The organism is Lysinibacillus sp. NPDC097868, from assembly GCF_044761135.1.
Classification (GTDB): Bacteria; Bacillota; Bacilli; order Bacillales_A; family Planococcaceae; genus Lysinibacillus.
Genome location: NZ_JBIWBS010000001.1, coordinates 1,316,216 through 1,335,012 on the forward strand (window position 1 = coordinate 1,316,216; position 18,797 = coordinate 1,335,012).

24 protein-coding genes are annotated in these 18,797 nt (G+C 36.2%); all 24 read left to right on the forward strand.

Features of this window, described 5'->3' with window-relative positions:
• Nucleotides 1-9: 9 nt before the first annotated feature.
• The 24 genes from ACIQXJ_RS06420 (at nucleotide 10) to ACIQXJ_RS06535 (ending at nucleotide 18,789) form a co-directional block, all read left to right on the forward strand.
• Entirely contained in the window at nucleotides 10-153 is a 144-nt protein-coding gene (locus ACIQXJ_RS06420) for a hypothetical protein (protein ID WP_403051057.1), read from the forward strand.
• 14 nt (nucleotides 154-167) lie between these two features.
• Nucleotides 168-1,193: a phage head morphogenesis protein gene (locus ACIQXJ_RS06425; RefSeq protein ID WP_403051060.1), complete on the forward strand. Its 1,026-nt coding sequence runs from the start codon at nucleotides 168-170 to the stop codon at nucleotides 1,191-1,193.
• A gap of 175 nt (nucleotides 1,194-1,368) precedes the next feature.
• Nucleotides 1,369-1,794, forward strand: coding sequence for a DUF3139 domain-containing protein (locus ACIQXJ_RS06430; RefSeq protein WP_403051063.1), 426 nt, complete (start codon nucleotides 1,369-1,371; stop codon nucleotides 1,792-1,794).
• Between the two features lie 249 nt (nucleotides 1,795-2,043).
• Complete coding sequence (locus ACIQXJ_RS06435) at nucleotides 2,044-2,478, forward strand: DUF4355 domain-containing protein (protein WP_403051066.1); 435 nt, start codon at nucleotides 2,044-2,046, stop codon at nucleotides 2,476-2,478.
• A gap of 313 nt (nucleotides 2,479-2,791) precedes the next feature.
• Nucleotides 2,792-3,349 (forward strand): hypothetical protein, encoded by a 558-nt coding sequence (locus tag ACIQXJ_RS06440; RefSeq protein ID WP_403051069.1) that lies wholly within the window; start codon nucleotides 2,792-2,794, stop codon nucleotides 3,347-3,349.
• Between the two features lie 146 nt (nucleotides 3,350-3,495).
• Nucleotides 3,496-3,795, forward strand: a complete 300-nt coding sequence (locus tag ACIQXJ_RS06445) for a hypothetical protein (RefSeq protein ID WP_403051072.1) — start codon at nucleotides 3,496-3,498, stop codon at nucleotides 3,793-3,795.
• Nucleotides 3,795-4,058 (forward strand): hypothetical protein, encoded by a 264-nt coding sequence (locus ACIQXJ_RS06450; RefSeq protein WP_403051075.1) that lies wholly within the window; start codon nucleotides 3,795-3,797, stop codon nucleotides 4,056-4,058. Before ACIQXJ_RS06445 ends, ACIQXJ_RS06450 begins: the two co-directional genes overlap by 1 nt.
• Nucleotide 4,059: 1 nt before the next feature.
• On the forward strand, nucleotides 4,060-4,731 hold the full coding sequence (locus ACIQXJ_RS06455; protein WP_403051078.1) for a M15 family metallopeptidase: 672 nt from the start codon (nucleotides 4,060-4,062) through the stop codon (nucleotides 4,729-4,731).
• Nucleotides 4,732-4,923: 192 nt separating this feature from the next.
• Nucleotides 4,924-5,883, forward strand: coding sequence for an alpha/beta fold hydrolase (locus ACIQXJ_RS06460; RefSeq protein WP_403051081.1), 960 nt, complete (start codon nucleotides 4,924-4,926; stop codon nucleotides 5,881-5,883).
• A 417-nt stretch (nucleotides 5,884-6,300) separates the two neighbouring features.
• On the forward strand, nucleotides 6,301-6,828 hold the full coding sequence (locus ACIQXJ_RS06465) for an SMI1/KNR4 family protein (RefSeq protein WP_403051084.1): 528 nt from the start codon (nucleotides 6,301-6,303) through the stop codon (nucleotides 6,826-6,828).
• A gap of 638 nt (nucleotides 6,829-7,466) precedes the next feature.
• Entirely contained in the window at nucleotides 7,467-7,898 is a 432-nt protein-coding gene (locus ACIQXJ_RS06470) for a BrxA/BrxB family bacilliredoxin (RefSeq protein ID WP_401011989.1), read from the forward strand.
• Nucleotides 7,886-8,677, forward strand: a complete 792-nt coding sequence (locus ACIQXJ_RS06475) for a class I SAM-dependent methyltransferase (RefSeq protein WP_403051087.1) — start codon at nucleotides 7,886-7,888, stop codon at nucleotides 8,675-8,677. Before ACIQXJ_RS06470 ends, ACIQXJ_RS06475 begins: the two co-directional genes overlap by 13 nt.
• A gap of 239 nt (nucleotides 8,678-8,916) precedes the next feature.
• Complete coding sequence (locus ACIQXJ_RS06480; protein ID WP_403051090.1) at nucleotides 8,917-9,477, forward strand: biotin transporter BioY; 561 nt, start codon at nucleotides 8,917-8,919, stop codon at nucleotides 9,475-9,477.
• Between the two features lie 25 nt (nucleotides 9,478-9,502).
• Nucleotides 9,503-10,981 carry an AMP-binding protein gene (locus tag ACIQXJ_RS06485; RefSeq protein ID WP_403051093.1) on the forward strand — a complete coding sequence of 493 codons (1,479 nt, stop codon included), beginning with the start codon at nucleotides 9,503-9,505 and terminating at the stop codon, nucleotides 10,979-10,981.
• The gene (locus ACIQXJ_RS06490) at nucleotides 10,978-12,129 is read left to right on the forward strand and encodes a thiolase family protein (protein ID WP_403051096.1); all 1,152 of its coding nucleotides are present in this window, start codon (nucleotides 10,978-10,980) and stop codon (nucleotides 12,127-12,129) included. Before ACIQXJ_RS06485 ends, ACIQXJ_RS06490 begins: the two co-directional genes overlap by 4 nt.
• Nucleotides 12,126-12,500, forward strand: coding sequence for an FAS1-like dehydratase domain-containing protein (locus tag ACIQXJ_RS06495; RefSeq protein WP_403051099.1), 375 nt, complete (start codon nucleotides 12,126-12,128; stop codon nucleotides 12,498-12,500). The genes ACIQXJ_RS06490 and ACIQXJ_RS06495 overlap by 4 nt, the downstream gene beginning before the upstream one ends.
• Nucleotides 12,497-12,838, forward strand: coding sequence for a MaoC family dehydratase (locus ACIQXJ_RS06500; protein WP_403051102.1), 342 nt, complete (start codon nucleotides 12,497-12,499; stop codon nucleotides 12,836-12,838). Before ACIQXJ_RS06495 ends, ACIQXJ_RS06500 begins: the two co-directional genes overlap by 4 nt.
• Entirely contained in the window at nucleotides 12,838-13,659 is an 822-nt protein-coding gene (locus ACIQXJ_RS06505) for an SDR family NAD(P)-dependent oxidoreductase (protein ID WP_403051105.1), read from the forward strand. The genes ACIQXJ_RS06500 and ACIQXJ_RS06505 overlap by 1 nt, the downstream gene beginning before the upstream one ends.
• Entirely contained in the window at nucleotides 13,660-14,469 is an 810-nt protein-coding gene (locus ACIQXJ_RS06510) for an ATP-binding cassette domain-containing protein (RefSeq protein WP_403051108.1), read from the forward strand.
• Nucleotides 14,445-15,299 carry an ATP-binding cassette domain-containing protein gene (locus ACIQXJ_RS06515; protein ID WP_403051111.1) on the forward strand — a complete coding sequence of 285 codons (855 nt, stop codon included), beginning with the start codon at nucleotides 14,445-14,447 and terminating at the stop codon, nucleotides 15,297-15,299. Before ACIQXJ_RS06510 ends, ACIQXJ_RS06515 begins: the two co-directional genes overlap by 25 nt.
• Nucleotides 15,292-16,095 (forward strand): energy-coupling factor transporter transmembrane component T family protein, encoded by an 804-nt coding sequence (locus ACIQXJ_RS06520; protein ID WP_403051114.1) that lies wholly within the window; start codon nucleotides 15,292-15,294, stop codon nucleotides 16,093-16,095. Before ACIQXJ_RS06515 ends, ACIQXJ_RS06520 begins: the two co-directional genes overlap by 8 nt.
• 1 nt (nucleotide 16,096) lies before the next feature.
• Nucleotides 16,097-16,408 carry a CHY zinc finger protein gene (locus ACIQXJ_RS06525; RefSeq protein ID WP_403051117.1) on the forward strand — a complete coding sequence of 104 codons (312 nt, stop codon included), beginning with the start codon at nucleotides 16,097-16,099 and terminating at the stop codon, nucleotides 16,406-16,408.
• A gap of 608 nt (nucleotides 16,409-17,016) precedes the next feature.
• A complete protein-coding gene (locus tag ACIQXJ_RS06530) occupies nucleotides 17,017-17,904 on the forward strand; it encodes a nucleotidyl transferase AbiEii/AbiGii toxin family protein (RefSeq protein ID WP_403051120.1) in 888 nt (295 codons plus the stop codon).
• Between the two features lie 276 nt (nucleotides 17,905-18,180).
• The gene (locus ACIQXJ_RS06535) at nucleotides 18,181-18,789 is read left to right on the forward strand and encodes a YpjP family protein (RefSeq protein ID WP_403051123.1); all 609 of its coding nucleotides are present in this window, start codon (nucleotides 18,181-18,183) and stop codon (nucleotides 18,787-18,789) included.
• Nucleotides 18,790-18,797 lie beyond the last annotated feature (8 nt).

Here is an 18,797-nt window from a genome sequence, read left to right on the forward strand (position 1 = left end):
GGTAGTAGAGTGAACGAATATATTCAATACATCGATGAAAAAGGTGTTACGCCTCTATTACTTGAAAAGTTAATTTCATATGAGCTAAAAGAGATGGAGAAGGACGCTAAGGTGTATGGAAAAGACCTAGAGGACTTGGATGACGATCCTTAAGAAGTTGATAAACAATGAATCAGCAAGAGATTAATAAAGTGTTAGATGAACTAGAGAAGAAGGCTGAAAAAGACATTGAAGTGATCTTTAACAAGCGTTTAAAAGCTATCCTCGACCAAATGCTGCAGATGCATCGTAAGTTTGGTCAGAAGGGTGAAGCGACTTGGACGGACGTCAATAAATACAATCGTTTTACTCAGGAAATGAAGCTAATTGCTCAAGAGCTTAATGCGGATTACAAAGCGATTATTAAGCTAATAAGAGCGTCAGAGGAACGACTTTACATTGAGAGATACTTAATGATGGCTTACCTGTTAGAACAATCTACAGGCGAAGAAATGGGCTTTCAAATACCATCTTTTGAAGTGATTCAAGCAGCAATCGACAATCTAGTGGAATTTCTGACGCTACCAAAGATATTTGAAGCTCACAGGAACGACATAATCAGACGGTTAAACATCGAGATAGCGCAAAGTCTTCAAGCCGGCGAAAGCTATACTGAAATGGCGAACAGGATTGAGAACGCTATGGGGTGGACCAAGAAGAAAGCCATCCTTGTTGCTCGTACAGAAGGTGGCCGAGTACGATCGCAAGCAGATTTAGCTGTAGAAGAACAGGCTAGTAAAACCGTTCAGCTAACAAAGGTTTGGATGTCCGCCCTTGATACGAGAGTACGGAAATCACATAGAAAGCTAGATGGACAGAAGGCTGATAAAGACGGCTATTTTCACTATGGAAAGTGGAAATCAAAAGCGCCAAGGCTATGGGGCGTTGCATCCATGGATATTCAGTGTCGATGTCATTCGATTTACTTGGTAAATGGTAAATTACCTGAATACAGACGCGGTAAAGACTACATGGATGATACGTACCAAAAGAAACTTGCCGCCCGTATTGAAGCATACATGGAAGATATGGGGTTAACGTATAAACAGGCGTTTAATAAATCCTACAAAGAAGTTAAGCCGGCAAGTGTAACAGTACCATTCTTAAGCTATGGAGAGTGGAAAAAGAAATTTAACAGTGAAAGGTGGGTGTAGTTTATATGAGCATATCTAATTAATTTTTCAAAAATAAGTTTTCAAAATGAAGCTTGATAAAAATCACCTCGTTAGTTTTTTGTATGGTGGATATTTTATTTTTTGGTTATTTATATTAAAATTGAATTGATTTTGAATTGTTGTTTAAATTGTGTTCAACAAAAGGGCCAGACTGTTGAAAAATGGGGGCGTAATTCTGAAAGTAACTAAACGTTTATTTCTTTCATTATTAATCGGAGTAATTATAGGAGCGCCTTTTCTCGTTTATGATGTATTTAATGGAAATCCTGTTCGCTCCTTATTAATGGAAAATGCAACAAAAAATCACCTTCTTAAGCTAGGATATAGTTCCGATGAATTGTTAGAAGTTAAAGCATTCTATTCAATGAAGAAAGATGCAGGAATAAAAAGAACAAGAGTCCATGTTATTTTTAAAGATGAACCAGAAGAAAAATATGTATACATTCAGAGAGAAAAAAACAGGGAAATTCAACAAGGGTGTAGTTATTTTAATTCAGACACTAATGCTTTCGAAAGTGAGTATACCAATAAAAGGAAACATATGGTGAAAAACTGTACAATTACCGTCTTTTCAAAGTAATTGTTCTTCAGTTAAAGGGCACTATAGTCAAAAAGGGTTTCACCTTCTATTTATTAGAACATTTTTAGGATAATCTTTTTCTAAACATACTCTTTTGATTAGCTCTCATAATTACAAATCTACAGAAGCCATTCATTGTGAGTGGCTTTTTATTTTGTCTTTCCTCTCGCAGACGCTATAAAGAACGGGAAAATACACTATCGAACAGTTTAGGGATTCCATCGAATAACTAAATTGGGCAAAGAGGATATGATGAAAAACAATCCATTTTATTTAAAAATCTTTTTACCTTTAGCTATTCAAATGTTTGCAGATGGTGATGAAGGAAATCATTTAGAGAATCATCCACCACAAGGAAATGGCGTAAACGGACAAGGGGCTACAACGATACTTGAAACGGAGGAAGCGAAACAATTACGTGAGTTAAAGGCGCAATTTGAGCAATCACAAAAAGAAGCTGCACGTGAAAAGTTAATTAATCAGGCGTTATCTATTTCAACTGAAAAGCGTTTACCAAGTAAGTTAGTAGCGTTCTTTGTCGGTGAAGATGCTGAAAAGACAACAGCTAATTTAGGTGTATTTGAAGCGGAATTTAACGAAGCGGTTCAGGCAGAAGTGGATAAACGCTTTAAAGATGGTGGAACGCCACACCACCACAAAAAGGAGGGGGCTCAACAACATTGACGAAAGAAGCTGTACTGAACATGACAACGGATGAAATCAATGCGAATTGGGATGAAATCGTGAAAAACAATTTACTATAACCGTTTACAGATAAGGAGGAAATATCGATATGACGATTAAAAACTTTATTCCAACAATTTGGTCAGCTCGACTACTACACAACTTACAAAAGTCTTTAGTTAAATGACGGAATGTTAATTTTTAAACATGCTTTTCAGGTTGCGGTAGCGGAATAAATAATCAAAAAGTTATTACTGACTAACCTGACTAATTATTAAATAATAACTATATATGTTATTAGGAGGATTAGTTAGTGAAGTCTATATATACAAAAGTACACCAAACAATTATGGATGTTTGGCGTTATGATATAAAAAGTGATTACAATCATCATTTTTTATTGAAAGAAGATACATTGAAAAATGCAATGTATCATCATATTCGAAATCGATTAGGTGATACATTCATAAAAGACAACAACTTAGCGATTTTTACAGAATATTATATTGAAACGAATCAAAAAATTGATTTAGTAGTAGTGAAAATAGATGTAGATAAAGCAAAAAATGATTATTTAGGTAATTGTGTAGAGGAAATAATAGCAATTGTAGAAATGAAGTATAAAGGATCGAATGTTTCAGAAAAACATTTTATCAATGATGTTGAAAAAATATTAGTATTCACTAATCAGTTTAATTCAGAGGCAACGAAGTTCTTTCTAGCGTTTATTAGGGAAAAATATTTCCTTGCTGATGAAGTTACTAATTTTTTATCATTTTATGAAGGTTATCCAAGTGGTAGAATAGTAGAACTTTTATCGTATGGATCTGTTGAAGAAGATGATATGGTTTGGAAAGTATTTGAACCTTGATGAAAGCTAGTATCATTTAGATTGATGAATGCATAATAGTATGCGCTGAAAAACAATCGAGTTATGCAACAGTATCAAGTTACTGTTATGTATCACAAAGTTTTTCAGCGTTTTTATATTATTTAAATAAAGGTGGTGGTATTGGTATGGATGTAGCTGCAGTAAATGAAATTGCTTCAAGCCAAGCCGTATGGGCAATAGCATGTTTAATGATTGCGCTTGGCGCGTTTCGTTATTTAATTAGTAAAAACGATAAGTTGATGAACCGAGCAGAAGAACGTGAAAACAAATTAATGGATCACTTAGAACGATCTAATGAATCGCAAGAAAGAACCGCAATTGCACTAGATGGAATAAATCGGTCGCTGAATGCTTTGGAAGGTCGTGTGGATCGAATTGAAAAGCATACGCTCAAAAATAAAAACACAGAAAAGGAAGACGAATAATGGATTTAACGAACATTTTTACACTTGCAGCGATAATGGTCGCAATCGTTTTAGCAGTTTCAGAGGTACTGAAAAAATCATTCAAAATTAATACACAATACATGCCAATCACTTCCGTTGTGATTGGTATTTTTGTTGGTCTAGTTTGTTGGCCGTTATCGGAGTATCCCATATATGTCATGTTAATTGCAGGTTTTGTTGCAGGGCTAACAGCTTCAGGCACATTTGATTTATTGAAAGCGTCCAAAAAGGTTGGTGGATAATATGACTAGTGTAACTTCAACATGCAGAGATTTAGCCGAATTACTACCAGTGGCGCAAACAGCCAGCAGATTGCTGTTTCAGCAGTGCTATAAGTCAGGTATTGATAATATCCTTGTCACGGAAACTTACCGATCGCAAGCACACCAAAATTATCTATATGCACAAGGTAGAACAAGACCAGGGAAAATTGTAACGTGGACACTCACAAGCAATCACACTTCACGATTAGCTTGGGACATTGCCGTAGCTCCCCCTAAACCCTTATATGATGTTGATACATTAACAAAAGTCGGGGCTATCGCTCGTAAGTTAGGGATTACGTGGGGTGGTGATTGGACACGCAGAATCGATCGTCCGCATTTTGAAGTGAAACGCAATCGGAAGATACCAAGAGGATACAAATTAGAAGGACAAGTAATCGTACCAAGCAACAGTAAATTGAAAGTCCAATTAATTGTGGAAGACAAGAAGGAGGAGATTACAGTGGTTAATACAAATTGGAATCCGGGTTCACCCGCTATGGAAACTGAAACAGAAAACTTCATAGCACAGGCTGTGAAGGATGGTATTATTCAAGCTTCACACTTAAAGGATTTACAAAGTGGTGTGATGACTACGGATCGCTTAATTGGATTATGCATTACAATACATCAACGACGAACAACTAAATAAACAGTAAAGCGCAGCTTCATTTTTGGGGGCTCAAGTTTTTCAATTATAAAACTATGTTGGTATATTTAGGTATTTAAAGTATACTTTATAATGGGATTTCGTCAGAAATATGACTTGTGTAAAATAATCTTATGTAGAATAAGTTAATGGAAAATTGTTAACAGAATTAAGAATATGGGTGTCGAACATGAAATGAGGATTAAACGTATTATGTTTATAATATTTGTAGTAATTATTTCGTTTTTTGTGTTGATTCTTTCTGTGAGTTTTATAAATCATAAAATACAGTTGTCCAAAGAAGAAGAACTATTTGTTCCGATTGGGCAACTTGTAGAAGTTAATGGTCATCAAATGCACGTTTATACAGAAGGAAAAGGAGAAGATACTCTTGTTTTTATGTCTGGTGGTGGCACGAGCTCACCTGCATTAGATTTTAAATCACTGTATTCCTTGCTAAGTGGTAAATATAAAATCGTTGTTGTTGAAAAGGCAGGATATGGATTTAGCGAAATCACAGATATTGATCGAGACATTGATACAATTCTAGCTGAAACAAAAGAAGCTCTTATTAAATCTGGTGTTGAAGGACCATATATTTTATTTCCACATTCTATGTCTGGTATTGAAGCCTTGAAATGGGCGCAAGACTACCCTGATGAGATAAAAGCTATTATTGGATTAGATATGGCTGTTCCAGCTACATATGAAGAGTTAGATATCAATATGTTCCTCGTTCAATTAGGTGCTTTAGCTGCAAACACTGGTTTAACCAGATGGATTCCGAATTTATCGCAAAGTGACGCAATAAAATATGGTAATTTATCAGATAAAGATAAAAAGTTGTATAAAGCAATTTTTTATCGAAGAACGTTAACTAAAGATATGATTAACGAAATAAATAATATAAAACCAAATGCACAAACTGTTAAAAAAGTTGGAATACCAAACATTCCGATACTTTTGTTTACATCGAATGGTGAGGGAACTGGTTTTGATAATAAAACATGGAATGGAATTCAAAAAAACTTCATAAGTATGATTAATAATGGTAAATTAATTGAGTTAGATTCATCGCACTATGTTCATAGTATTGACTATGAGCAAATAGCTAAGGAATCTGAAAAGTTTATAGAAAGTTTAAATCATAAATAGCGAATAATTAACTATTATGTAGTACTAATGTTCAGGAATTAAGCACGTTAGTTCAAAAGGATTTAGAAAGTATAAAAAATATATATAACGTTAATTCAAGCTTCATATTTGAAAGATATACAAAATGGCGTGACGACTACGGATCAGTTAATCGGATTGTATATTACGATTCAGCAAAGACGTAAAATAAAGTAATAAATTTTAGCCCTGCTCAAAAATGAGTGGGGTTTTTTGATATCTTATTTTGGTTGAACGAACGTAATAGCCATCCACAATAAATAGTACAAGGTGAACCAACGCTAAATAATTAGTTAGAATAATAAATGGAAATATTTAGCCAACTGAAGTTGGTATAAGGTATTATTAAAGTAGAGAGATAAATAGAAATTCAAATCGATTAACAGAAGGAGTTTGAGCATGATAAAACAAGCTGAATTACTTTGGGAACGTATAATTGAAAGAGGCTCAAATCAAGAGATTAATTTTAAAGAAGCACTAAACCTTCAACCAAGTGCAACAGTTGAAGAGTTCCAACTAATTGAAAGCACTATAGGAGTTTATCTCCCAGAAGAAATGAAAAGTTTTTATAGTGTTTATAATGGACAAGTTTGGGATTTAGGAGTAGAGCCTTTTGTTAGAAATTTAACACTCTCTCCAATTTCGGAAATTATTAAAAATTGGGAGTTTCTGCAGGAAGAATTTGATCCTGATGACAAAATGCCGGATATTTATTATGGTGCTGAGGTTAAACCATTTCTTTGGAATAAAAAGTGGATTCCAATTGCTGAAAATGGAGGAGGAGATTATCTTTGTCTTGACACCGATCCAACTGAGGCTGGAATATTTGGACAAGTGCTATATTTTTACCATGATTATGGCAATCGTTCAATTGAAGCAAAAAATTTATATGAATTTATAGAAGTTTGTTTGAATGAAGAAAGTTAAGTGACTGCAAGTATTAAACAAATACGACCACTTCATTATAGGTTGTCTAATAGATAAGTTAATTTAGACAATTACACTTTTTAATTTCGTTACACAAATATTCACAAGATATAAACCATGATAATATACGGTTTCAAAGCATAAATTAAATTCCTCCTGGGACGTCTATTGCAAATCGTTGGTAGATTTTGATGTACTCGCAGCAACCATTGAAATAGCAACTAGAAGAATTAATTTTAGGGCGAAAAAAAAGTAACTCATTCAAATATCATGAGTGATTTTTTATATTTTGCAGCTGATCAGTGTTATTTAATTTTATATTTTTTTGTTCCCCAGTGTACACGAAAAGTGGAGGTATAGGGTTAAAACAGATACCACTATTTTTTACTAAATCAAATATATATTATTATTAAACGTCTACACTTCTAATATGTTTTGATTTGAATAAATATAAATACATAAGCATGAATATTACTCGATACAGTCATATTTTCACACCTAAAAAAAGCAACCAAAGCAACAAAAAAGCAACCAAAAATCTGAATGCAGGTGAATATCGGTGAAATCGAAACATTATACAAGTGTAAGAAACCTTGCTATAATGGGCTTTGTGATTACATATGAAAGAGGGTAAAAGCATGAATGCTTACGACGAATATATGAAACAAGTAGTGAAGCCAATGCGTGAAGAGTTGGTGGAGGCTGGATTTAGTGAATTGACAACGGCTGATGCTGTAAATGAATTTATGGCGGAGGCAAAGGGAACTTCTTTAGTTGTTATCAACTCAGTATGTGGATGTGCGGCTGGGTTGGCTCGTCCAGCAGCACGTGAAGCGGTAGCTACGGTAAAACCTGATAATCTTGTAACAGTATTTGCAGGGCAAGATCCTGAAGCTACTGCTGCTATGCGTGGTTTCTTTGAGGATGTGCCAGCAAGCTCACCATCAATGGCTATTTTAAAAGATGGGGAATTGGCTTATTTTATTCCACGTGAACAAATTGAAGGTTTTCCAGTGGAGCAAATTACAGCGCATTTAACAGGCGTTTTAGAGCAAACATGCGAGAAATAAAAACGATTGTGACTACAGCGGGCAGACCAGACGACTTGTCGATGGTGCTCGCTGATTTTGTGTGTGACACGTTACATGTCCCGTTTGTGGCTCGTAATAAGCGTTCCATTCGTAAAATTTCGGAGGAAATGCAGGCAAATGTTATAGTTGCAGGAAAAAATCGTTATGAATATTATGCAATTGGCGCAGAAGACCCGTTTTTCTTTCATCCAAATTCAGCGTCATTTCGTTTAAAGCGAGTGGCGCGCGGAGAAATTGAACCATTTTTAGAGGCCGTACAGTTGAAAAAAAATGATAAGGTATTGGATTGCACGCTAGGCTTAGGTGCAGATGCGATGTTAGCTGCTTTCATTGTTGGGGAATCTGGGCGAGTGGTTGGGCTAGAGGCAGATCCTAATGTGGCGTTTATTGTGGCACACGGAATGGACACATATGATACATCGGAGCTTCCTTTAACTGCATGTATGCGACAAATTGAAGTTGTGCAGGCAGAAGCTATAGCATATTTAAAATTACAGCCCGACAATGCATTTGACGTCGTCTATATGGATCCGATGTTCGATGAAATTATAGAGGAATCGAATAATTTTCAAGCACTTCGAACTGCTGGAGCACATATAACATTAACCGATGAATGGGTAACAGAAGCGGTACGAGTTGCAAAAAAGCGAGTCGTTTTAAAGGCTCACTTTCGGTCTTCATGGTTTGAAAAATATCATTTTTCAAGATTGACACGTTTAACTTCAAAATTTCATTATGGCGTTATTTTGAAGCAATAAGTCCATAATCCACTTAAGTTATACTTTCAGGAACAGACTGATCTTAATGTCTGTTCTTTTTTTTGTCAAAAATCACAACTTTACAATAGAAAAACAATCACTTGAAAATATTATAATAATATTTGAGTTAACTATATACGAAAAATAAGTTTACACAAATGGATTTTAGCGCTATTATAATTCACATACAAAGAAACCGGTTTTTTGCATAAATTTTTTCATAAGGTGAGGTTTTTTATATGACAACTAAAGAAATGGTATATGCGGCACTTTTTGCAGCATTAATAGCGGCACTAGGATTGATTCCTCCAATTTCAGTGGGCTTTATTCCTGTACCGATAACAGCTCAAACTCTAGGTGTAATGTTAGCAGGAGGTTTTTTAGGAAAGAAAACTGGGGCAATTAGTCTCGTACTGTTTATTGTTTTAGTGGCTTTAGGTTTACCTTTATTATCTGGTGGACGAGGTGGCTTTTCGGTATTAGTTGGTCCATCAGCAGGATATATTCTTAGCTGGCCGATTGCAGCATTTCTAATTGGCTATGTAACTGAAAAAATATGGTCTTCTATTAAAACTTGGAAATTATTGATTATTAATTTTGTATTTGGTGTATTACTAGTTAGTTTAATTGGAGCACCAGTGATGGCATTGATTACACAAACGTCTATTTGGGCTGGTTTAGTAGGAGCGTTAGTGTTTTTACCAGGTGATTGTATAAAGGCAATTATCGCGGCAATTATTGTCTTGCAAGTAAGGTCAGTTAGTCCAATAGAACAAAAGCTAAATAGTGAAGTAGAATAAGATATTTTTAAAGGTGTGTGAAGAAATGAACATCATCGAACCCATTATCGAACATGCAGTTCGTCAGCCAACGGGAATTGCGCTAATTCATGAGGAACGGTCTTATACATACGAACAATTAGTAAGTGCTATGAAAAAAATTGCGAAGGGCATTCAATGTAGTGGACTTGAGCAAGAAAAAATTGCGATATTATCTAGCAATCGAATTGAATTTGTGGAAGTTTTTTTAGGGATTATGTATGCAGGTTGTGTGCCGATTTTACTTGATCCAAAGTGGAGTTTACATGAAATTGAATTGGTTCTGAACCAAGCCCAGCCGAGGATGATTTTTCTTGAGTGCATACATGTAGAAAGTTTGCATATTTTCGAACAAATGGACACGTATGTATTTTCGGACAAGCAATTAGCTTCTTACGATGAATGGTTTTCTACTTTAACAGAAGAAGCTACAGTTAATAAAGCGAAAGACCCGTTATTTATCGGCTTTACCTCAGGTACAACTGGCATGCCAAAGGGTTACGAACGAACACACAATTCTTGGCTGAAAAGTTTTATTGCGACAAAAGAAGCATTCCAGTTAAATACTTTAGAACATTTCCTAGCACCAGGTCCATTCGTGCAGTCACTGTCATTATTTGCGCTAATGCAAAGCTTATATTTTGGTGGGACGTTTTATATTATGACCGCTTTTGAGGAGAAAAAGGTAGTTAAGTATTGCTGGGAAGTGCCTAATATGATTTTATTTCTTGTGCCAACAATGATCGAAAAATTACTTAGGTTAGAAACTTTGGAAGAAATGAATGCACAAGCAATCATTTCTTCCGGAGCTAAATGGTCAGAACAATCGAAAGCAAGTGCGAAAAAGCTCTTTGGCACAACAAAATTATTTGAATTTTATGGCTCGTCTGAAGCGAGTTATATTAGTTATTTAGATGTGCACCAAACGATGCAAGAACATATAGTTGGAAAACCTTTTCGTGGTGTAGAGATTTCCATTCGAGATAACGCACAACGTGAAGTGGCAAATGGCGAAGTTGGATTACTCTATGTTCGTAGTGAAATGATGTTTACTCGTTATTTTCAATTACCTGAAGAAACCAATGCAGTATTTCATGAAGGCTGGTTAAAAACAGGAGACTATATGATGCAAGATGACTCGGGTGCATTGCATTTAATTGGTCGTGCCAAAAACATGCTGATTACGGGTGGCTTAAATGTGTATCCAGAGGAAGTGGAAACGGTGCTAAAACGACATGGTGCAATTGATGACATGATAATAGTAGGTGTGCCAGATGATTACTGGGGGGAACGGCTTGTTGCCTGTATTAAATGGCAAGATGATCGAACGCTTTCACTAGGGGAAATTCAGCAATTTGGCGCTCAGTTTTTAGCAAGTTATAAGCTACCGAAACAATTAATGACTGTGCAGAAGTTCATCTTTACAAGTAGCGGAAAAATAGCACGTAAAGCCATGAAAGATTGGTTAATGGAGGAATTGTCATGAGAGACGCAGTAATCGTGATGGCAAAACGAACAGCGATTGGCAAAATGGGTGGTCAGCTTGCCACATTAGAACCAGAGCATCTTGTAGCCCCATTAATAAGAGAAATATTAAAAGAAACGGCATTGCCATGCGATTGTATTGATGATGTTATTTTAGGAAATGTTGTTGGGCCAGGAGGGAATTTGGCTAGACTGGCTGCTTTAGAAGCAGATTTACCTTTTTCAATTCCAGGGGTTACCATTGATCGTCAATGTGGCTCAGGGCTAGAAGCAATTAATATGGCTGCCAGATTTGTTCAAAGTGGAGCAGGAGAAGTTTATTTAGCTGGTGGGGTAGAAAGTACAAGTCGAGCGCCTTGGAAAATGAAAAAGCCGCGTACATTAATGGCTATGCCCCAAGTTTATTCACGTGCGCCGTTTACCCCACAGCGTTATGGCGATCCTGACATGGGTATTGCAGCTGAAAATGTAGCGATGAAATTTTTGATTTCAAGACAAGCACAAGATCATTATGCATACAAAAGCCATCAAAAAGCGATTCAAGCAAGGAAATCGAATCGTTTTGCCGATGAAATAGTGCCTCTACGTATAAATGATGGATGGGTAACTACAGATGAATGTCCAAGAGAAAATACAAGTTTCGACAAGCTTCAATCATTAAGACCTGTATTTTTAGAAAATGGTACTGTCACTGCAGGAAATGCATGCCCGTTAAATGATGGTGCAGCACTGGTATTAGTCATGTCTTTAGAAAAATGCCGTCAATTACAATTACAGCCGATACTTCGCATTGTCGATACACAGGCTGCAGGTGTCGATCCAAATTATTTAGGGATCGGTCCAGTTCCAGCTGTACAAAAACTATTGAACAGGCAACAACTGAACGTACAAGATATTGATATTGTTGAATTTAATGAAGCCTTTGCTTCACAGGTACTCGCTTCAATACAAACATTACAAATTCCTGAGGATAAGGTAAATCGAGCTGGTGGCGCAATTGCCATTGGTCATCCGTATGGAGCATCAGGGGCTATTTTAATCACGCGATTATTTTACGAAATGAAATATCAACCTTATAAAAGAGGGCTTGCAACATTAGGGATTGGTGGTGGAATGGGGCTTGCAACGCTTGTGGAGGCAGTTCGATGAGATTAACTAAGAAAATAACTGTAACTGCTGAGTGGATACAGCGTTATGCTAAAAGTATAGAATCACCATTGCAATATCTTCATGGCAAGCTCATTGCCCCTGCGACCATGCCAATTGTATTTTGGCAACTATTTGATCGAGCGATTCTTAACCAAAAGCCAGTTCTCCATGGGTCGCAGCAATTTTTTTATCATTTGCCAATTCAAGAAGGAATGGTACTACATTGTGAATTAGCGTTAAGTCATAAAGAGCATAAACAAGGAAAACAAGGACCAATGACTTTTTATACTTATACTTTAAACTGTTTCGAACAAGGGACAGAAATTGTGCAATTAAAAACAGTATTGATCCACGTAGGTGCTGACATATGAAAAAAACAGTTACTGCAAAACAGGTCCAATATTATGCACAAGTATCGAAAGATGATGCAGCAATCCATATTCATGCTGAGGCAGCGAAGCAAGCGGGCTTCGAACGCCCGATTGTGCACGGAATGTATTTAATGGGGCTTGCTCAATCTTTGTATATTAAAGAACATCCGTTAAAATGGGTTGTTCGCTATGATATGCGGTTCCAGAAACCACTACTAATAGATGAAGAAGTTACGTTTCGATTTATTGAAAAGCACAATACGATAGAAGTATCCTTATTGACCAACAACAACGACTTAATCGCTTTAGGATTTTTTGATGTGAAGGAGTTGAGATAATGAAGAAGGTCGCACTTATTACAGGGGCAACAAGAGGGATTGGTCGCAGTACGGCTATTCATCTGGCTAATAATCAATACAGTGTCGTTGTAAATGGCACGAAACAGCATTTAATTAATGAAGTCGTCCAACAAATCCGTGCTGATGGAAATAGGGCAGTTGGATACTGTGCAGATATTGCTGATGTTGAAGCGGTGTCTAGGATGATTGAAGCTGTGATGGTAGAGTTTGGCCAAATAGATGTTTTCATTCATAATGCCGGCAATTTACGAGATGAAAAATGTATGCAAATGACAAAGGAGCAATGGCAAGATGTCATCAATGTCCATTTAAATGGAGCTTTTTACAGTATTTCGTGCGTACTGCCTCATTTACTCGAAAGAGGAGGCGATATTTTATTGATGACGTCAACTGCGGGACTATTAGGCTCCAAAGGACAACTCAATTATAGTGCGGCGAAAGCGGGCATTCTTGGGATGACTTGGACATTAGCGGAAGAGTTGAAGCCATTTAATATTCGTGTAAATGCCATTTCGCCTGCTGCATTAACGGATATGACGAAGCCTGTGATTGATTTTATATCGAAAAAATATGCCCAACGCAATGAACCGTTTCCTGATTATTGGAAGGTGGGTACTCCTGAGGATATTGCCCACTTTATCGGTACATTACTAGCACAGCAAGATACAGATCTAACGGGAGAAATATTTGGGGTAAATGGTACAACGGTTACGAAATGGACGAGCCCACAGCAAAGTATTTCTGCCAGTAGTCCAGAGCGTTTTTTCGCGATGTATGCTGAGCAAAAGGGAAGTGGTTAAATGCTAGTATTTGAGCATGTCGATTTTTATCATAAAAAGAATGCACCGATTTTAAAAGATATTCATTTTACCATTCAAGATGGTGAATTTGTATCAATTGTCGGCAAAAATGGATGTGGCAAATCAACACTTGCAAAATTAATGAATGGCTTATTGCTTCCGAAAAACGGGATTGTACGTTTTCATCATTTGGAGACAAGTAATGCTTTAGATTTAAAAGAAATTCGACAACGAATAGGATTTATTTTCCAAAATCCTGAAGATCAATTTATTACAACGAGCGTTCGAGATGAAATCATTTTTGGGCTTGAAAATATTCGCTTACCAAAGGAAGAAATGGATCAGCGTGTTCACTGGGCTAGCAAAGCAGTTGACATGGGAACCTATTTAGATTGCATGCCACATGAATTATCCGGTGGGCAAAAGCAACGGGTTGCGATTGCGGCAATTTTAGCAATGCGTCCACAATGCATTATTTTTGATGAGGCAACGTCGATGTTAGATCCGATAGGGAGGGAACAAGTATTAGCCCTCATGCAATCACTGCATCAATCGGGTTTAACGGTTATCTACATCACACACCATATGGATGAAGTAATGCAAACAGATCGAGTACTTTTACTTGATAACGGTCAAATTTGCTTCGATGGACGTCCGAAAACTCTATTTAAAACAATCAATGTAAGAGATTTTTCCTTAGTGGAGCCTTTTGCTGTTAGAATTCATCAATTGGCAAATGAAGCATGGTCATTAACAGCGGACTGGGAAGGAGCGATTCGTTTACTATGGGATACGAGCTCAAAAACGTAACAGTTGAATATGAGAATCGAAAAGCTTTAAAAAATATTTCGTGTTCCTTATCAGATGGTAAATGGATTGCGGTCATTGGAAAAACTGGAGCAGGTAAGTCAACCTTTGTTCAATTACTTAAGGGATTAGTAGATTTTAAAGGGGAATATAGACTACATAATAACCTTATTACGCTAAGTAGAAAAGGGCAAAAAAAAAAATTACATGAAATTGGCTATGTCTTCCAATATCCAGAGCACCAGTTTTTTGAAACGACAGTTTATAAAGAGCTAGCATTTGGATTAAAACAAATGGGACAATCTGAAAAAGAAATACGAGCTAGTATTTCAGCAATTCTTACGCAAGTAGGTTTAGATGAAACCATTTTGACGCTTGCTCCTTTTCAATTGAGTGGAGGACAAAAGCGACGTATAGCGATTGCCTCTATATTATTAATGCAGCCAAAGTTACTTATTTTGGATGAACCTACGGCTGGACTTGACCCACTTAGTAAGTCAACGTTACTAGACCTTTTGAAGAAATGGCAATTAGAAACGAATCATACCGTTCTGTTTGTTACCCATCAAATGCAAGATGTTGCTGAGTACGCTGATGAAGTCATTGTTCTACAAGAAGGAGAAATACAAGCACACTTAAGTACCAATCAGTTGTTTTTACAGCAGGCTCATCTAGTAACAAGAGCGGGACAAACAATGCCGGAACAACTTCAACTATTAAAAGTTGTGGAACAATTACTTGGGGAGAAAATTGCAGTAGCAAACTGTAAGGAGCAAACCATCTTCAACGCTGTTAAGCCGTATTTACAGTTTAGGGGGAAGCTCGATGCGTAGTTCTATTATCATTGGACAGTATGTCGACAAGCAGTCCATTTTTCATCGATTAGACCCTCGAATTAAAATTATCAGTATTTTTATGCTGATGTTAAGCTTCATATTATTAGATACAGCGATGAGCTATGTTGTCGCCACTTTATTTGTGTTTACTCTAATAATTGTTTCTAAAGTTCCTTTTGTTGTGATTTTAAAAGGCATGAAGCCATTATTCTTTATCTTATCCTTTACGTTTCTTTACCATCTGCTTTTTACTAAAGGACATGTAATATTGTCCATGGGATTCATTACATTTACAATTGAAGGTATTGAAGCGGGCATACGGTTTGTCTGGCGTATTTTGCTCCTTGTTTTATTAGCTTCATTATTAACCCTTACAACGAAGCCACTTATTTTAGCTAAAGGTTTAGAAAGATTGCTAAAACCGTTATCGAAGCTCCGTGTTCCGATTGAACAATTTTCATTAATGATTGTTATTGCCATTCGATTCATTCCGACTATTTTAGAGGAGTTGAATCGAATTGTATTAGCGCAAAAATCTAGAGGGTTTGACATTAAATCATTACCTTTTATGAAGCGTGTTTTTGCGTATATTCCAATTGTTATACCGCTGCTGTTTACAACTATACAACGGGCAGATCAATTAAGTGATGCCATAGATGCTAGAGGATATGGCGATGGTAAAAATCGTACGAGTTATATGGAATTACATTATGAGATAAAAGATATGGTAGCAATGCTTGTAACAGTGTTGTTCGTATTTGTATTAATTATTATTAAATGGAGAGGAATTTAAAATGGAGATTTTCGGTCCAGTAATTGATGATGAAACGAGATGTATACATTATCATACAGAAAAAGATATTATCGCGATAAAGTTTGCATGTTGCGAGCGCTATTATCCGTGCTATAAGTGCCATGAGGAACATGCCCAGCATGCCATAAAACGCTGGCAGCAAGCACAATTTCATACAAGGGCAATACTTTGTGGACATTGTAAACATGAATTGACGATTCATGACTATATGCAGTCATCATCATGTCCGCAATGCAAGAAGGCTTTTAATGCTCGTTGTGCAAATCATTATCCTATTTATTTTGAAATGTAAGTTGGGTAGACTAAGTTTGAGAAGCGATACAGTGTTTTACTTTTTAAATACTATATGCTATAATAAGAATCGTGCTATTTTGGGTAGCAACATTCAGTAATCTGGCATTCTGCTTTTTGTTTTTTAGGATACTTATTCACACTGGCGCATGCTTTGGGGCTGCAAGGACGCAAAAGAAGGTTGGGTTTGCGTTGCTTAAGTTAGAGGGCACACAGTGGAATTTTACCGCGGTGATGAAACGAAACGTTTCGAAATAATATTCCCCAGATGATTGGGTTGAGACTTTACAATTTACAGAAATGTTACCTATTAAATACTAAAGGGGTAGCTTCGCAAACGCGGAGCTACCCCTTGTCCAATTTTTTAGATAATATTAACAAAAATAATAAACATCTGTCATTTGGCGCCTGCTTTTTTAGAAAAGTTAGGTGCATTTTTCGTTTTATTTTCCTAAATAACGACAAAAAACGACAAACAATCTCTGGATTATATTACCGTTTACTATTGTGGGAAAATAAGTAATAATGAAGTACAGAGTTTTTTAAAAAATCAAATATATGCTATTTTGATTGAAAAATTCTGAAAAATGATTGAAGTGAGGGTGGCATATGAAACAAGTAAATGAGGTATCAATACCTGTATTGGACCAATTAACAGATGTAGCTCAGCAACAACAGAAAAGCCTTGAGGTATTTGTAACGCTCTATTCCCAGGAAAGATTATTAGTTCGATTAGCGGCTTCTTCCTTCGAGGATCAGTATTGGCTGTATGGAGATCGTTTAATCGGTACATTAACAAATGATTATGAAAAATCTTCTACAGGAATTACATTGTGTGCCAAAAAAATGGCCAACAAAGATAGCATCATCAAGCATGCTTTCAAAGAAGTTTGTTCAGTAAATGTACCAGAGGATGGTATTGAGTTTGTTAGCGATGAATTAGAAATTACAACTAGTGATGAAGATCAAATTCATATTAGAATTCCTGCACAATTAGGACACATAACAACATACATAGAAATAACGATTAACCTTATTAATAGAATTGCAATGGCTCCAAAAACGATAGCGGTTCAGACAATATTAGATTATTCACCAATTGAGTTATTAGCTTATCCAATAGAGCTTATGATTGCACATAAATTTAACTTAATATATCAACACCCAGCATTCGAACAAGCAATGAAAGAATATTATGATGTATATTTATTAGCAAGTACACAGGATTTTGAAGGTCGTGTTCTACAAGAAGCTATTTCAGATACATTTGACCGACATAAAACAACACTAGAAAAATATCCATCAATGTTCTCTAAACAACTTTATTTAGACGCTACTAACAACATGAGATGGCAACAATTAGTTAATCAACAGACGTTACCATTTGATAAAGTTCAAAAACTTGTTCATCAATTGTTAATGCCAATTTATGAGGAAGTAATAGTAGAGAATGAATTTTTTGAAAATTGGGATTACAAGCAAGGAGATTGGCGATAAGAAAATGAAAAATCCGCGAGCCCTAATAAAGTTCGCGGATTTTTAAAAAAATATGAATTAGTCCGTGAAGCATAAAGAAGTTAAGTAACCTAACATTAATAAAAGTCCAATACCCATTACGATTGACATACTTTGTACCTCCTTTTAAAAAACGACACATTTATACATAAATTATTGTACAATGAAATATAGAAATATGAAACCTTTTATTGGTTGGAACGTATTATATTATAAGTAGAATTACCAATTTGTACATAAAAAAGAAGGTGTTAATTAATGAAAAAGTGGGTTCAAAAAAGTATCGTAATTATGGTTGCGTTTTTAACATTTGGATTAATTACGCCAACACATGAAATTTGGGATGCATTCGATCATAATCCATCAAATCGTGCTTCCATTGGTCCATCACCTGGGACAAGCACTGCACTAGCAGCTGAACCAGAAGCAATAGCAGAAGAAGCGACCGAAATACAGCAAGATGCGATTGACTATGGTGCGTTACTTGTCGATGCAGCGAAAGAGCAGTCATATGTGAAGTTTGGGACAAAAATTGGTCCTAAAATTAGCAATGAATTTGACTCCATTATCTTTCCAAAAATGGAAGAGGCAATTGCGATGACCGTTGCAAATGTAGAAGACAGATCACTGGCAAATCTCACAATTACAGAAAAACCAAGTGGTAACTACGGAGAGAAAATCTTCAATATCGTTAATAACGAAACAGGAGATGATTTAATCCGCTTCCACGTACGCACTGAAAAGCGTCCACAAGAAGGCTATTACTATAACTTCCATTACCACAGCGCTGAAGACAACTTTATGGCTCATAACAATCTTGGTGATATATACTGGGAAAAAAACACACCACCGAAATGGTTGTCATAGCATGCTCG